Source organism: Brevundimonas diminuta, from assembly GCF_022654015.1.
GTDB classification, from domain to species: domain Bacteria; phylum Pseudomonadota; class Alphaproteobacteria; order Caulobacterales; family Caulobacteraceae; genus Brevundimonas; species Brevundimonas diminuta_C.
Genome location: NZ_CP073063.1, coordinates 2,352,087 through 2,366,815 on the forward strand (window position 1 = coordinate 2,352,087; position 14,729 = coordinate 2,366,815).

12 protein-coding genes are annotated in these 14,729 nt (G+C 65.3%); 10 read left to right on the forward strand and 2 right to left on the reverse strand.

Annotated features, from left to right (window positions below; all coding sequences use genetic code 11):
• Nucleotides 1-33: 33 nt before the first annotated feature.
• Complete coding sequence (locus KAK88_RS11770) at nucleotides 34-1,626, reverse strand: carboxyl transferase domain-containing protein (RefSeq protein ID WP_242076766.1); 1,593 nt, start codon at nucleotides 1,624-1,626, stop codon at nucleotides 34-36.
• Between the two features lie 285 nt (nucleotides 1,627-1,911).
• Between KAK88_RS11770 and rpsF the strand changes: the two genes are divergently transcribed.
• The 10 genes from rpsF (at nucleotide 1,912) to alr (ending at nucleotide 14,068) form a co-directional block, all read left to right on the forward strand.
• Nucleotides 1,912-2,298 carry a 30S ribosomal protein S6 gene (rpsF, locus tag KAK88_RS11775; RefSeq protein WP_026108635.1) on the forward strand — a complete coding sequence of 129 codons (387 nt, stop codon included), beginning with the start codon at nucleotides 1,912-1,914 and terminating at the stop codon, nucleotides 2,296-2,298.
• Between the two features lie 12 nt (nucleotides 2,299-2,310).
• Entirely contained in the window at nucleotides 2,311-2,589 is a 279-nt protein-coding gene (gene rpsR / locus KAK88_RS11780; protein WP_008259463.1) for a 30S ribosomal protein S18, read from the forward strand.
• Between the two features lies 1 nt (nucleotide 2,590).
• The gene (gene rplI, locus KAK88_RS11785; RefSeq protein WP_017506581.1) at nucleotides 2,591-3,175 is read left to right on the forward strand and encodes a 50S ribosomal protein L9; all 585 of its coding nucleotides are present in this window, start codon (nucleotides 2,591-2,593) and stop codon (nucleotides 3,173-3,175) included.
• 332 nt (nucleotides 3,176-3,507) lie between these two features.
• On the forward strand, nucleotides 3,508-5,964 hold the full coding sequence (locus KAK88_RS11790; RefSeq protein WP_242076767.1) for a TonB-dependent receptor plug domain-containing protein: 2,457 nt from the start codon (nucleotides 3,508-3,510) through the stop codon (nucleotides 5,962-5,964).
• 340 nt (nucleotides 5,965-6,304) lie between these two features.
• Entirely contained in the window at nucleotides 6,305-8,728 is a 2,424-nt protein-coding gene (locus KAK88_RS11795) for a TonB-dependent receptor plug domain-containing protein (protein WP_242076768.1), read from the forward strand.
• 160 nt (nucleotides 8,729-8,888) lie between these two features.
• Nucleotides 8,889-9,254 (forward strand): hypothetical protein, encoded by a 366-nt coding sequence (locus KAK88_RS11800; RefSeq protein WP_242076769.1) that lies wholly within the window; start codon nucleotides 8,889-8,891, stop codon nucleotides 9,252-9,254.
• Entirely contained in the window at nucleotides 9,245-9,721 is a 477-nt protein-coding gene (locus KAK88_RS11805) for a hypothetical protein (protein ID WP_242076770.1), read from the forward strand. Before KAK88_RS11800 ends, KAK88_RS11805 begins: the two co-directional genes overlap by 10 nt.
• A gap of 111 nt (nucleotides 9,722-9,832) precedes the next feature.
• Nucleotides 9,833-11,323 (forward strand): replicative DNA helicase, encoded by a 1,491-nt coding sequence (locus KAK88_RS11810; RefSeq protein ID WP_242076771.1) that lies wholly within the window; start codon nucleotides 9,833-9,835, stop codon nucleotides 11,321-11,323.
• Nucleotides 11,324-11,804: 481 nt separating this feature from the next.
• The gene (locus KAK88_RS11815) at nucleotides 11,805-13,031 is read left to right on the forward strand and encodes a serine hydrolase domain-containing protein (protein WP_242076772.1); all 1,227 of its coding nucleotides are present in this window, start codon (nucleotides 11,805-11,807) and stop codon (nucleotides 13,029-13,031) included.
• Complete coding sequence (gene alr, locus KAK88_RS11820; protein ID WP_242076773.1) at nucleotides 13,028-14,068, forward strand: alanine racemase; 1,041 nt, start codon at nucleotides 13,028-13,030, stop codon at nucleotides 14,066-14,068. Before KAK88_RS11815 ends, alr begins: the two co-directional genes overlap by 4 nt.
• On the opposite strand, the gene KAK88_RS11825 is transcribed toward alr, so the two are convergent.
• Entirely contained in the window at nucleotides 14,062-14,709 is a 648-nt protein-coding gene (locus tag KAK88_RS11825) for a Yip1 family protein (protein WP_242076774.1), read from the reverse strand. The two genes, alr and KAK88_RS11825, sit on opposite strands and share 7 nt — an antisense overlap.
• Nucleotides 14,710-14,729 lie beyond the last annotated feature (20 nt).

Below are 14,729 nucleotides of genomic sequence, written 5' to 3' on the forward strand. Positions count from 1 at the left end.
GTGTCCGCTCACAACGAGGCGCGGACCAATAGGTTACATCCGGAACAGGCCGAACGTCGTCTCCGGGATCGGGGCGTTCAGGCTGGCGCTGATGGCCAGGCCCAGCACGTCGCGCGTCTGGGCCGGATCGATGACGCCGTCGTCCCACAGGCGGGCGGTGGCGTAATAGGGATTGCCCTCGTCCTCATACTTCTGACGGATCGGCGCCTTGAAGGCCTCGGCGTCGTCTGCGCTCCAGGTGTCGGCGTCGCGGTGCACGGTGGCCAGCACGCTGGCGGCCTGCTCGCCGCCCATGACCCCGATCCGGCTGTTGGGCCAGGTGAACAGGAAGCGCGGCGAATAGGCCCGACCGCACATGCCGTAGTTTCCAGCCCCGAAACTGCCGCCGATCAGGACGGTGAACTTGGGCACTTCGGCCGAGGCCACGGCCGTGACCAGCTTGGCGCCGTCCTTGGCGATGCCGCCCGCCTCATATTTACCGCCGACCATGAAGCCCGAGATGTTCTGCAGGAACAGCAGCGGAATCTTGCGCTTGCAGGCCAGTTCGATGAAGTGCGCGCCCTTCTGGGCGCTCTCGGAAAAGATCACGCCGTTGTTGGCCAGGATGGCGACCGGATAGCCCCAGATGCGCGCGAACCCGCACACCAGTGTCGAGCCGTACAGGCTCTTGAACTCGACGAACTCCGACCCGTCCACCAGCCGGCCGATGATCTCGCGCACATCATAGGGCGCGCGGACGTCGTCCGGGATCAGGCCGTACAGTTCCTCCGCGTCGAAGGCCGGCGCGCGCGGTTCGCGCACATCCATCTCGACGGTCTTGGTCGTGTTCAGATTGGCGACGATGGAGCGCACGATTTCCAGCGCGTGCTCATCGTTCTCGGCGACGTGGTCCACCACGCCCGAGCGACGGCCGTGGGTTTCGGCCCCGCCCAGTTCCTCCGCCGAAATGACCTCGCCGGTTGCGGCCTTCACCAGCGGCGGGCCGGCCAGGAAAATGGCCCCCTGGTTTCTGACGATGATCGTCTCGTCCGACATGGCCGGCACATAGGCCCCGCCGGCGGTGGACAGGCCCATGACGCAGGCGATCTGGGCGATGCCCTTGGCGCTCATCCGGGCCTGGTTGAAGAAGATGCGGCCGAAATGGTCGCGGTCGGGAAACACCTCGGCCTGGTGCGGCAGATTGGCCCCGCCGCTGTCGACCAGATAGACGCACGGCAGGCGGTTCTGCTCGGCGATCTCCTGCGCACGCAGGTGCTTCTTCACCGTCATGGGGAAATAGGCGCCGCCCTTCACCGTCGGATCGTTGCAGACGATCATGACCTCGCGGCCCGACACCCGACCGATGCCGGCGATGACGCCCGCCGCCGGGGCCTCGCCGTCATACATGTCGTGCGCGGCCAGTTGCCCGATCTCCAGGAAGGGCGAGCCGGGGTCCAGCAGGCGCTCGACCCGGTCGCGCGGCAACAGCTTGCCGCGAGCGACGTGGCGCTCGCGCGACTTGTCGGACCCGCCGCGCGCGGCCTTGGCCACATGGTCGCGCAACTCGGCGACCAGGGCGCTGTTGTGCGCGTGCAGGGACTTGTATTTTTGGCTTTGCGGATCGACCGCAGACGTCAGCTTCGGCATGGGGCTGGTGTAAGGGGGCTTGGTGAAAAGTGCTAGTGAGCGAGAAGTGAGCTGAAGCGCGCGGTCGCCGCTCACCCCTTGCTCACTAGCACTTTTCACCAAGCCGCCCCGCTATCCTTGCCAGTTCCCGCCTTTTCGCCTATACGCCCCGCCTTTCCAGGGCTTCGGTCCTGTCGCGGAGCACCAAAGGGTTGGACGTTCGGTCCGGCCGCCGCGCCAGGAGCCATCGTGGAGACCGACTTACCCGGTCGTTTCCGCGCCGACGCCCACAAGGGAGACTACCGCATGGCTCTTTACGAGCACACGGTCATGACGCGCCAAGATATCTCGGCGCAACAGGCCGAAGCGCTGAATGACACCATCAAGGATCTGATCGTCGCCGGTGGCGGCTCGGTCGCCAAGATCGAATACTGGGGTCTGCGCAACCTGACCTACCGCGTGAAGAAGAACCGCAAGGCTCACTATTCGCTGCTGGCCGTCGACGCCCCTCCGGCCGCCATGGCCGAAGTCGAGCGTCAGCTGTCGATCAACGAAGACGTGCTGCGCTGGCTGACCGTCCGCGTCGAGGAACTCGACCTGGAACTGTCGCCGCTGCTGGCCCGCCGCGAGCGTGAACGCGAGCGTGAGCGCGAGCGCACCCCGCGCGACGACGCCGCCGCCGACGCCGAATAAGGAACCCGGAACATGACCGATACCACCGCCCCGACCCCGGGCGCACCGGCGGGCTCCGGCGCCGCCGGCCGCCGCCCCTTCTATCGTCGCCGCAAGGTCTGCCCGTTCTCGGGCGCCAATGCGCCGAAGATCGACTACAAGGACGTCAAGCTGCTGCAGCGTTACGTCTCCGAACGCGGCAAGATCGTGCCTTCGCGCATCACCGCCGTCTCCCAGAAGAAGCAGCGTGAACTGGCCAAGGCCATCAAGCGCGCTCGCTATCTGGCCCTCCTGCCTTACGTGGTGAAGTGAGATGAAGGTCGTTCTGCTGGAACGCGTCGATAACCTCGGCGCCATCGGCGACGTCGTCACTGTCAAGGACGGCTTCGCTCGCAACTTCCTTCTGCCGCGCGACAAGGCCCGCCGGGCCACCGCCGCCAACCTGAAGGCGTTCGAACTCGACCGCGCCGCCATCGAGCAGCGCAACGAGAAGAACAAGGCCGACGCTCAGAAGGTCGCCGATAAGATCGACGGCCAGACCTACGTCATGATCCGTCAGGCCGGTGAAACCGGTCACCTGTACGGTTCGGTCGCCGGTCGCGACGTCGCCGAGGCCATCCAGGCCGAAGGCGGCAAGGTCGAGCGCTCGCAGGTCGTCCTGAACACGGCGATCAAGAGCCTGGGCGTCCACGAAGTGCCGGTTCGCCTGCACGCCGAGGTCCGCGCCACGGTCAAGATCAACATCGCCCGCTCGATGGACGAGGCCGAGCGCCAAGCCAAGGGCGAGGACGTGATCCGCAGCCAGTTCGACGATGAGCGCCAGGCCGCCGAGCAATCGGCCCAGGAACTGATCGAAGGCGGTGCCGGTCAACAAGAAGGCTTCGGCGACGAAGCCTGATCCGACCGGATCCCAAACGACATCAAGGGCGCGTCTCGCAAGGGACGCGCCCTTTTTGCTGCGCGGGAGGCGATCGCCAACCGCACGGCCGATCGTCACCCTGACCTATGACAAGATTACAACAAAGCCAGATCATTGATCTTCGAAACGGGCATCTAGACATTAAGCTTGCTTGACGCCGTCACATTGCGGTCACAGCCTGCAATTGCGGCTCGCGTTTCGATTGCATGCGCAAGATTATTGCGCCTTTCGAGACGCCAGCCGCGGGCGACGGCATGGCGGCCTGCCGAGCGCCGACATAGAGGGCTGTCGTGCATCGTCGGGGACTATCAATGAAACTCGGATACGGTCGTCAGGCCCTGTTGGCCTTTGCCTCCACCAGCGCGCTCTTCATCGCCTCATCGGCGTTCGCCCAGACCACCCCTCCGCCAAGCGAAGCCACCGATGTCGATGAGATCGTCGTCACCGGCACGCGCACCGTCGGGCGCAGCCGGCTCGACAGCGTCGCGCCCGTCGATGTCATCACCGGCGAAACTCTGGCGAAACAGGGCACCGGCACAGAGCTGGCCGCCGCCCTCGCCGCCACCGCCCCGTCCATCAACTTCCCTCGTCCCGCCATTTCCGACGGCTCGGATCACGTTCGTCCGGCAACCCTGCGCGGTCTGGCTCCTGACCAGACCCTGGTCCTGATCAACGGTCAGCGCGGCCATGTCGGCGCCCTGGTCAACGTCAACGGCGCGCTTGGCCGTGGCTCCACCGCCTTCGACCTGAATACGATTCCGTCGATCAGCCTCGGCTCGGTCGAAGTCCTGCGTGACGGCGCTTCGGCGCAGTACGGCGCCGACGCCATCGCCGGCGTCATCAATCTGCGTCTGCGCCAGGCGTCGAGCGGCGGCGGCATCACCGCCAACTACGGCATCTACGATACCGACTTCACGACCGCGCGCGGCGAGCACAGCCGCCGCGACGGCGAACAGACCTCGCTCGCCGGCTGGATCGGCCTGCCCCTGCTCGGCGACGGCTTTTTGACCCTTTCGGGCGAAGTCCAGAAACGCCAGCCCACCAATCGCTCCGACTACGCCGCGACCACCGCCGTCAACGGAGGCAGCGCGACCACCGTCATCGGTCGCTTCGGCGACCCCTATACCGAAGCCTACACCGGCTATTTCAACGCCGGCAAACCGCTCGACGGCGAATGGGAAGCCTACGCTTTTGGCGGCTATCAAAAGCGCAAGTCCGAGGCTGCGGCGACCGCCCGCGCCTTCAACAACTCCAACAACGTCACCGCCATCTATCCCAATGGCTTCCTGCCGATCATCGCCGCCGACATCGACGACTACAATATATACGGCGGCCTGAAGGGCCCCGCAGCCGGCTTCGACTGGGACATCTCGGTCGGCTATGGGCGTAATGAGCTGGACTATCGCGTCCTGAACTCACTGAACGCCTCCTACGGCGCCGCGTCTCAGACCCAGTTCGACGCCGGCGGCCTCAGCTACGGTCAACTGACCATCGGCGTGGATGCGGTCAAACAGATCGAAGCGAACCTGTATGAACCGCTCAACGTCGCCATCGGCGTCGAATACCGACGCGAGGACTTCAACGTCACCGCAGGCGAACCGACATCCTACAACAAGGGCCCCGTCACGGCCGGCGGCGCCGGATCGCAGGGCTTCCCCGGCTTTGCGCCATCCAATGCGGTCGATGTCGATCGCAACAACATCAGCGCCTACATCGATCTGGAGGGCAAGTTCTCCGAGCAGTTCAGCGTCGGCCTGGCCGGGCGCTATGAGGACTATTCCGATTTCGGCGATCAGTTCACGGGCAAGATTTCGGGCCGCTACGACTTCACCGAGGCCTTCGCCCTGCGTGGCGCCATTTCGACGGGCTTCAAATCACCAGCCCTTCAGCAACAGTACTTCAGCTACATCGCCACCAACCTTGTCGCCACAGCGGGCGGCGTGGTGCTCCAGCAGAACGGCTCGTACCGGGTCGATGATCCCATCGCGATCGCCCTGGGCTCAAAGCCGCTGGAGCCCGAGACCTCGACCAACTACTCGCTCGGCGCGGTCTTCCGACATGAAGGCTTTGAACTGACGGTGGACACCTACCGCATCGATGTCGCTGACCGGATCATCTATTCCGAGACGCTCGGCGTGTCGCGGCCCAGCCAGACGGCGCAATCCACGGCTGCCATTCAGGCGCTGCTCGCTCCGTTCGGCGTCACCGGCGCGCGGTTTTTCCTGAACGGTGTCGACACCTCGACCAGCGGTGTTGATGTCGTGGCGCGCTATCGGACACAACAGGATTTCGGGCGGTTCGATTTCACACTGGCGGGCAACTTCAACTCTACCGAAGTGACCAAGACGCCTGCCGTTCCCAGCAACCTGGCCATTGCCCCGTCCGACGCCTTCCTGTTCGACCGCTCTTCCAAACTCTCGTTTGAGCAGGGCACGCCGGAACAGAAGATCGTCGCCAGCGTGGACTGGTCGCTGGGCGACTTCGGGGCGACCTTGAAAGGCACCAGCTACGACAGCGTTCTGGTCGCCAACAACAACGCCACCCTGGACTACGAAACGGGCGACGCGCTGCTGGTGGATCTGGAGGGCCGCTACACCCTGCCATTCGGCGTCTCGCTCGCTGTCGGCGTGAACAACCTGACCGACGAATATCCAACCGCCACGCCGACCAACATCAACGGCGCGACCGGTTCGGTGGGCTATCCAAGCTACTCACCCTACGGCTTCAACGGCCGCTTCTTCTACGGCCGTCTGAGCTACAACTTCTAAGCCAAGCGATATCACAGCCGAACGGGGCGCTCCTTGGAGCGCCCCATTTTTGCTTGGCGATAGATTTCCTACTGACTACTGCCAAGAAACATGGCCGCCTGCGTCGATTGACCCGCCGCACCTTCGCCCTGATATGGCCATGACCGCCGGGACCTCCCCGACCTTGCGGTTGGAGAGGCCATGAAGATCACCACGCATATTACGGCGACGCCGCCCGCCATCGCGCGATGTTGCGGCTGAGACCGCAAGACATCTGAACTTCAGATCGACTTCAAAACCCGTCGCGGTCAGCGGCGGCGATGCGCGCTCGCGCCAAAATAAGACTTTAGGAAATCTCTCAATGCGCTCTCTTTCTCAACGGGCCGCCGCACCGGCCCTGCTCGCCACCGTCTCAACCTTCGCCCTGGTGAGCGCCGCCCCGGCCTTTGCTCAAAGCGCCGAACCCGTCGCCGGTGAGGCGGCGCAGGTGGACGACATCGTCGTGACCGGCACGCGGGTCCAGAACCGGTCGCGCCTCGACACCCTGGCGCCCGTCGATGTCGTGACGTCCGAGGCGTTGCAGACGCGCGGCACGACCGAGTTCGCCACCGCCCTGGCCCAGGCCGTGCCGTCGCTGACCTTCCAGCGGCCGTCGGCCAACGATGGCTCGGACTCAATCCGCCCGATCACCCTGCGTGGCCTGTCGCCGGATCAGACGCTGGTGCTGGTCAACGGCACGCGTCGCCATGCCTCGGCCCTGGTCAACGTCAACGGCGTGGTGGGGCGCGGGTCGGCCGCCGTTGATCTGAACACCATTCCGACCGGCGCTCTGGACCGGGTGGAGGTGCTGCGCGATGGCGCCTCGGCCCAGTACGGTTCGGACGCCATTGCCGGCGTGGTCAACCTGCGCCTGAAGGAGGCCTCCAGCGGCGGCGGCGCCAGCGTGACCTACGGCCAGTATTTCACCACGGTGAAGACCGCGCGCGGCGAACGTGACGAGACCGATGGCGGCACCGTCACGGCCTCGGCCTGGCAGGGCTTCTCTCTGGGCGACGACGGCTTTCTGACCCTGTCGGCGGAGTATCTGAACCGCGAGTCGACCAACCGTTCGGACTATGACCCCCGCGCGGCGGCGAACGGCGCGATCACCGCCCGCTTCGGCGACCCGGACGTGGAGCAATGGACCGTTTTCGCCAACGCCGGCAAGGGTTTGGGCAATGGTTGGGAGGCCTATGGCTGGGCCGGTTATCAGGACCGCGACAGCGAAGGCGCCGCCTTCCCTCGCCTGTCCGACAACGTCAACAATGTCGCCTCGATCTATCCGAACGGCTTCCTGCCGAAGGTCGCCATCAATTCGGAGGACGCCTCGCTGGCCGGCGGCCTGCGCGGCGAATTGGCGGGCTGGAATACGGACATCAGCCTGACCTATGGCCGCAACGCCCTGGACTTCCGCACCGAGGATTCGCTGAACTCCACCTACGGCGCGACTTCGCCGACCAGCTTCGATTCCGGCAGCCTGATCTATGACCAACTGGTGCTGGGCGCCGACTTCAGCCGTGAGTTCGAGGTCGGTCTGTCCGGCGGCCCGCTGAACTTCGCCTGGGGCCTGGAGCAGCGCTGGGAAAACTACAAGATCGAGGCCGGTCAGCCCGAGAGCTACAACCGCGGCCCCCTGGGCGCCAACACCGCCCTGACTGGCGGCGCCCAGGGATTCGTCGGCTTCCAGCCCTCGAACGCCGTCGATGTCGATCGCGACAACTTCGCCGCATACGCCGACGTTGAAATCCCCCTGACCGACAAGCTGCGTGTCGAGGGCGCCGTGCGGTTCGAGGACTATTCCGACTTCGGAGACACCCAGACGGGCAAGCTGTCGGCTCGCTATGACTTCACCCCCAGCTTCGCCCTGCGCGGTTCGGTCTCGACCGCCTTCCGCGCGCCGTCTTTGCAGCAATCCTTCTTCACCTCCACCGCCTCGGTGATCCAGAACGGCGCCGTGGTCGAGACCGGCACCTTCCCGGCCACCAGCACCGTCGCAGCGGCCCTTGGCGCGCGGCCGCTGAAGGCCGAGACCTCCACCAACTATTCGGTCGGCGCTGTAGTGCGACTGGGCCGTTTCGATCTGACAGTGGACGCCTACAAGATCGACATCGACGATCAGATCGTTCTGTCCGAACTGATCAACCGGACGTTCTCGGGCCAGGTCGCCGGCCTGCTGGATCCGCAAGGCGTCCAGGCCGCGCGCTTCTTCCTGAACGGCGTCTCGACCTCGACCGAAGGCGTGGACATCGTCGGACGTTATCGCCTGCCCACCGATACGCTCGGCGATTTCGACTTCACCGTCGCGGCCAACTTCAACGATGTGTCGGTCAACCGCGTGCCGACCTCCTCCTCGGTGCTGAACCCGGTCCCGACCCTGTTCGCCCGCCAACGCATCCTGACCATAGAAGACGGCACGCCCGACACCAAGGTCACGGCGTCGGCGGACTGGAGCCGGGACAAGTGGGGCGCCACGGTTCGCGCCACCTACTATGGCGACGTGCTGCAACCCGGATCCACGGCGGCGAACGACTACAGCACCGGGGCCAAGACGGTCGTGGATCTGGAAGGCCGGTTCCAGTTGACCGAACGCGTCGGGGTGGCGATCGGCGTGGACAATGTGTTCGATGAATATCCGGACTTCGTGCCGGCGTCGCTGAACTCCAACGGCGTTCTGGGCTTCCCCTACTATTCGCCCTTCGGTTTCAACGGCCGCTACGGCTATGCGCGTCTCAGCCTGAAATGGTGAGGTCGGGCTGAACGCCAGCCGGGCAAGGGCGCTCCTCGGAGCGCCCTTTTCCTTGTTTGCATTACGAAACCTTCAGCTTGACCGTTCCGCTTCGCCCCAGTTGCGACACATATCGCCGTTCAATCTGCGCGCTGCCAGAGGGGGCTTTGGAGGGGACCAGATGAAGACCAGATCAATCGCAGCCGGCGTCCTGGCGCTGTCGCTTTTCGCCGGCGCGGCCAACGCCATGACGGTTCAGGAGTTCCTGACAACCGCCAACGCCATTCCTCAGAATCCCACTGCCCTGCTGCGCTCGGACACCCGTCGCCTGATGGCCGAGTTCCGAACCGCCGTTCGCACCGTGCGCGCCGAACAGACCCAGGCCAAGGCGGCCGGCCGTCAGCCCGCGACCTGCATGCCGGACAAGGTCGGCTTTTCGCCCAACGCCATCCTGGGCCATCTCAACGCCGTCCCGCAAAGCCGTCGCAACATCAGCGTGACCCAGGCCGTCCGCGAATGGATGGCGCACGACTATCCGTGCGCCTGATCGCCGATGATCTGACCCCATCGGGCATCGGCCGCTCATTTGCGATATTCGCAGGCGGCAGCCTGCTGTTGATCTGCGGGGTTGTCGGGCTTAGCCTATTGGCTCCGGGCGACGGCGTCGTTCCTGACGCACTGGATCGCCTTTCCCCGCTCGTCCTGGCGGCGATTGGGTTAGCCCTGATGGCTGTTGAGGCGGGCGTCTTCACGCTGCTTCCGGCCGAACTTTCTAGGCGGTTCTTCAAATCAGTCTGGCCCGGCCTGGCGCTCGGCGGCGGCGCCTATATCGTCGGCATCCATTGGGACAACGGCTGGCTGGGACTGGCGACATCCGCCTGGATCTGGATGATCGTGACGATGGCGTATCTACTGGATCGGCCCCGATCCCTTTTTCGCGCCAGCGTTCAAGCCGTCGGGCTGAAGTGGGTCTTCTGGAGCTTTGCGCTGACCAGTCTTGTGTCGGCCTCCTGATGCGAGCCCATTGAGGAATTCCGGTTCGTCCCCAAGGCGGCGCGATCTGTCCACGGTCCAGGCGGCGTCCGCGTCTGACGCAAGGGCGTGAGAGGGCTAAAGCGTTAATCGATGAACGCCTTCGCCCCCATACCCTTCTCATCGTCTCCGCTGGACTCCGGCGGCGTCACTTCGATGCCGCACAATCTGGAGGCCGAACAGGCGCTGCTGGGCTCGCTGATGTTCGACAACGCCGTGTTCGAGCGGTTGAACGACCGGCTGCGTGGCTCGCACTTCTACGAACCGTTCCACCAGCGGCTGTTCGACGCGATCGAGGACCATATCCGCCAGGGCCTGCTGGCCGAGCCCACCATTCTGATGGAGCGGTTCAAGCAGGATCCGGCTTTCCAGGAGTTCGGCGGCCTGCGCTACCTCGCCGATCTGGTGGACCGCGCGCCGCCCGCCGCCAATGCGCCAGACTACGCCCGCGTCGTCTATGACCTGGCGCTGCGCCGCGATCTGATCCGCATCGGCGGCGACATGATCAAGGAGGCGCCCAATCCCGAGACGCCCGCCGACGAGCAGATCGAACAGGCCGAACAGACCCTGTATTCGCTGGCCGAGACGGGCAAGCCTTCTTCCGGTTTCGTCAGCTTCTCCAATGCCTTGTCCGGCGCCGTTCAGATGGCGGCCGAAGCGTATCAGCGCGAAGGCAAGTTGGCCGGTCTCGCCACCGGTTTGAACGATCTGGACCGCAAACTTGGGGGCCTGCACCCGTCCGACCTGCTGATCCTCGCCGGCCGTCCGTCGATGGGCAAGACGGCGCTGGCGACCAACATGGCCTTCAACGTGGCGCGCGCCTATCAGTGGGAGCCGACGCCGGAGGGCCGCAAGACGGTCAACGGCGGCGTCGTCGCCTTCTATTCGCTGGAAATGAGCGCCGAACAGCTGGCGATGCGTATCCTCGCCGATGCGTCTGGCGTCTCGTCGGACAAGCTGCGCAAGGGCGAGATCGACGCTACGGACTTCGGCAAGCTGCGCGACGCGGCGGTCGAGATCGGCGAAAGCCCCCTCTACATCGACGCCACCGGCGGCCTGTCCATCTCCAAGCTGGCGGCCCGCGCGCGCCGCCTGAAGCGCATGGAACATGGGCTGGACCTGATCATCGTCGACTATCTGCAGCTGGTCACGACCGGCAATAGCGGCGGCCAGAAGAACCGCGTGCAGGAAGTGTCCGAAATCACCGGCGGACTGAAGGCCCTGGCCAAGGAACTGTCGGTGCCGATCATCGCCCTGTCGCAGCTGTCGCGTCAGGTGGAACAGCGCGACGACAAACGCCCTCAACTATCGGACCTTCGGGAATCCGGCTCGATCGAGCAGGACGCCGACTGCGTGATGTTCGTCTATCGCGAGAGCTACTACCTGGGCCGCGCCGAGCCGCGCGAGGGGACCGAGGAACACCTGCAATGGCAGCAGGACATGGACCGCCTGCAAGGCCAGGCCGAGGTCGTCATCGGCAAGCAGCGCCACGGCCCCATCGGCATCGTCAAACTGGCCTTCGACGCCGACACCGTCCGCTTCGGCAACCTGGCGCACGGCTATGAGGAAGTCAGCTACGAGTAGCGCCTATCCGCCGCCCCGTCGATGCAGAGCGACAGACATTTCCTTGTCAGGAACCGTTACAGGCCGCGCGCATGTCGGCGATGCACTGTTGGCGTTCCGCTCCTGACGGATAGGTGGCCGTGCAATAGGCGATGCCGTCGCGAATGCATTGCTGAGCTGTCTGATAGTAGCTTGTCGGCTGACTTGTCTCGGCCCCGGCAGTCGATCAACCGATCAGGGCGGCTGCGGCGATCACCGAACCCGCAGCAAGACGCGCGGCCGCAGACAAAAACTTCCGCATGGCTTCGTCTCCAAAACCCTCACCGGATTGGCTGGAGCCAGCCGACGATATGCTCATCGCTCGGCGAAACAATCTGAATGATAATTAACGCGCCCTTGAGGTTGAACGCCCGTGAGCGCGCGTTTGACGCCATGAGTCGGTGATCGACGCTTCGGCTCGTCGGGTTTAAAGATGGGGACCGACAGGCGGGAGGGCGCGGGCGTGCGATCAGACGTTTCCAGACGATCGATGCTCGGCGGCGGGGTCGCCCTGACGGCCGCCGCGACAGTTCCCGCCACCGCCGCCGCCGACCTTCCTCCATTCCAGACAGCTGTCGATGCGGCGGTCGGCGCGGCCTTGACCGCCGGCGCCTGCCCCGGCGTCTGTGTGGCGATCTCGCGCGACGGCGCGCCGCCGATGGTGAAGGTCTACGGCCGCGCCAATCTGGAGCTGAACGCGGTGATGACGCCGGGTTCCGTCTTCCGCATCGGTTCGTTGACCAAACAGTTCGCGGCCGCTTGCGTCGTCAAACTGGCGTCCGAGGATAGGGTCGGCTTGGACGAACCTGTCTCCGCCTATTTGCCCATCTTCGCTGCCGCGCCGCGCTTTACACTACGGGAGTTGATGAACCACACCGCCGGCCTCAGCGACGACGCCCAGCCGGTCTGCGCCGCCGATGACGCTGAACCCCGCTCACAAATCGCCTTGGCCGAAAACATCGTCAGACAGAATCGTCTGTTCGACTTCGATCCGGGCTCGGCCTGGCTGTACAGCAACGCCAACTACATCGTTCTGGGGGCTGTGATCGAACAGGTCGTCGGTGCCCCTCTGGCCCAGGCCATGCGCACCCTCGTCCTTGACTCGGTGTCCCTGACGTCCGCCGCCGTGGACGCCGACCGCGACGTCGTGCCCGGCAGGGTCAACGGCTATACGCCGGGCGACACGGCCGGCGCCTTCACCAACGCCGCCCACATCGAGATTTCCGACACCGGCGCGGCCGGCGCCATGCGGGCGACCGCGCCGGATCTGGTGCGCTGGCACGAGGCCTTGCTGTCCGGGCGGATTTTTGAGCGCCGCTGGGTCGAGGAGATGCTTAAGCCCGGTCGGCTGCGCGACGGGCGTCTCAGCGGCGCCAATCGGTTCTCGCCCGCTGACGCCAGCTATGGCGATGTCCAATATGGACTGGGCCTGCTGCTTCCCACGGCCAATGCGCGGGGCCGGTCGATCCTGCACTATGGCTACGTCAACGGCTTTTCCGCCTTTCTGGAAACCTGGATTGACCGAAAGGTGACGGTCGCGGTGTTGTGCAACGGCGACGTCGGCCCTGCCCTGCCCTGCCGTTCCGCGCCGTCCGCGCCGCCGTCAACGCCTCGCTGGACGGATAGACGACCATTTTGCGCCCGGCTCCCTCTTCCATCGCGCCGAACTTGGATCATAAGGGCGGCATGACCGCCCCCGCCGTCCTCTCCGTCGATCTGAACGCCCTGGCGCGCAACTATCACACGCTGGAGGCCGTCAGCGGCCAGCCGGTGCATCCGGTGGTCAAGGCGGACGGCTATGGGCTGGGCGCGCAGGCCGTGGCGGCGCGGCTGATGGCCGAGGGGGCGCGGACCTTCTTCGTGGCGCGAGCGGCGGAGGGCGTGCGACTGCGCGCGGCCTTGGGCGCCGACGGTCCGGTGATCTATGTGCTCGACGGCTGTCACGGCGACGATGCGGCGATGCTAAAGGCGTCGGACCTGCGGCCCGTGCTGAACCATCCGGCGCAGATCCGGGCCTGGAGGTCGGCGGGCGGCGGGACCTGCGGGCTGCAGATCGACACCGGCATGAACCGGTTGGGTATTCGACCCGAGGACGCGCCCGAGGCGTTCGAAGGCCTGGCCTTGGTCCTGACCCACCTCGCCTGCGCCGACGAGCCGGCCAACCCGATGAACCGGCGCCAGCGCGACACCTTTGCGGGCGTGCTGGATCGCTATCCGGGCGTGATCCGGTCGTTCGCCAACTCCAGCGGCTGTTTCTTGGGCCCGGACTTCGCCTTCGACACGGTGCGACCCGGCATCTGTCTTTACGGCGGCGGACCGGAGGGGCGTCCCGATCCCCGCATCGCACCCGTGGCGACCCTGACGGCCGAGGTGCTTCAGGTTCGCGACGTGCCCGCCGGCGAGAGCGTCGGCTATTCACGCGGCTATATCGCCGAACGCCCGATCAAGGTCGCCACCGTGGCGGCCGGCTATGCGGATGGGTTGCTGCGCGCCTATTCGCCCAAGGGCGCGGTCTGGATCGCCAACGAGACCCGGCCGCTGCTGGGTCGGGTCTCGATGGATGTCTGCGCGGTGGACGTCACCGGCCTGGACGTCGCGGTCGGCGATCCAGTCGAACTGTTCGGCCCGAACCGCCTGTTGGACGACGCCGCAGCCGCGGCGGGGACCATCAGCTATGAGTTGCTGACCTCGATCACCCCCCGCGTGCCGCGCGTCTATTCTCAGTAGCCGGCGCCCATTCCCGCCAGGCCGGCCATGCCGACCGACGCAGCGACGAAGCTCATCGAAATGGCTCCCACGATCGCCGAGATGATGAAATACATCACGACGCCGGCGATCACCGTCACGATGAAATAGCCGACCTTCTTGTCTTCCGGCACTTTCATCAAAATTGGCAGGCCGACGAACAGCAGATAGAAGCTGTACAGGCCCAGGATGGCCAGGATGCCCAGCATCGGGATCAGGCCGAAGACGCCCGCCAGCCAGGCGGCGGTCCAGGAATAGACGGCCAGCTTCATGGCCTGGACCTTGTTGGCCGTCCCGCCGAAGTTCGGCGCCAGCGCATTGATGATCAGGCCCAGCAGGAAGACACCCAACAAGGACATGCCGTAGCTGACGAGCGCCACGACGATCGCGCCGACGATCGACAGCTTCATACCCATGATCGGCATCAACTGACCGCCGAGCAGCGAACAGACCGGACCGATCGCCGCCAGGATCATCGCATAGCGGGTGAACAAGCTTTTGGTCGTGGCGAACTCGCCGTCGATCTTCAGCCATTCGGTCTTGGGTTGCAGCAATATGCCCTTGACCCGCGCGACCAGGGCCGGATCGACAGCGGGTTGGGAGTGGGTCGTCGGATCGGTCATGACAGGCCTCAGCGAGAGAT

What these genes read in the sequence shown, in the direction of transcription:
- KAK88_RS11770 (WP_242076766.1), bottom strand. Translation starts at nt 1,626, where the DNA reads ATGCCGAAGCTGACGTCTGCGGTCGATCCGCAAAGCCAAAAATACAAG.
- rpsF (WP_026108635.1), top strand. Translation starts at nt 1,912, where the DNA reads ATGGCTCTTTACGAGCACACGGTCATGACGCGCCAAGATATCTCGGCG.
- rpsR (WP_008259463.1), top strand. Translation starts at nt 2,311, where the DNA reads ATGACCGATACCACCGCCCCGACCCCGGGCGCACCGGCGGGCTCCGGC.
- rplI (WP_017506581.1), top strand. Translation starts at nt 2,591, where the DNA reads ATGAAGGTCGTTCTGCTGGAACGCGTCGATAACCTCGGCGCCATCGGC.
- KAK88_RS11790 (WP_242076767.1), top strand. Translation starts at nt 3,508, where the DNA reads ATGAAACTCGGATACGGTCGTCAGGCCCTGTTGGCCTTTGCCTCCACC.
- KAK88_RS11795 (WP_242076768.1), top strand. Translation starts at nt 6,305, where the DNA reads ATGCGCTCTCTTTCTCAACGGGCCGCCGCACCGGCCCTGCTCGCCACC.
- KAK88_RS11800 (WP_242076769.1), top strand. Translation starts at nt 8,889, where the DNA reads ATGAAGACCAGATCAATCGCAGCCGGCGTCCTGGCGCTGTCGCTTTTC.
- KAK88_RS11810 (WP_242076771.1), top strand. Translation starts at nt 9,833, where the DNA reads ATGAACGCCTTCGCCCCCATACCCTTCTCATCGTCTCCGCTGGACTCC.
- alr (WP_242076773.1), top strand. Translation starts at nt 13,028, where the DNA reads ATGACCGCCCCCGCCGTCCTCTCCGTCGATCTGAACGCCCTGGCGCGC.
- KAK88_RS11825 (WP_242076774.1), bottom strand. Translation starts at nt 14,709, where the DNA reads ATGACCGATCCGACGACCCACTCCCAACCCGCTGTCGATCCGGCCCTG.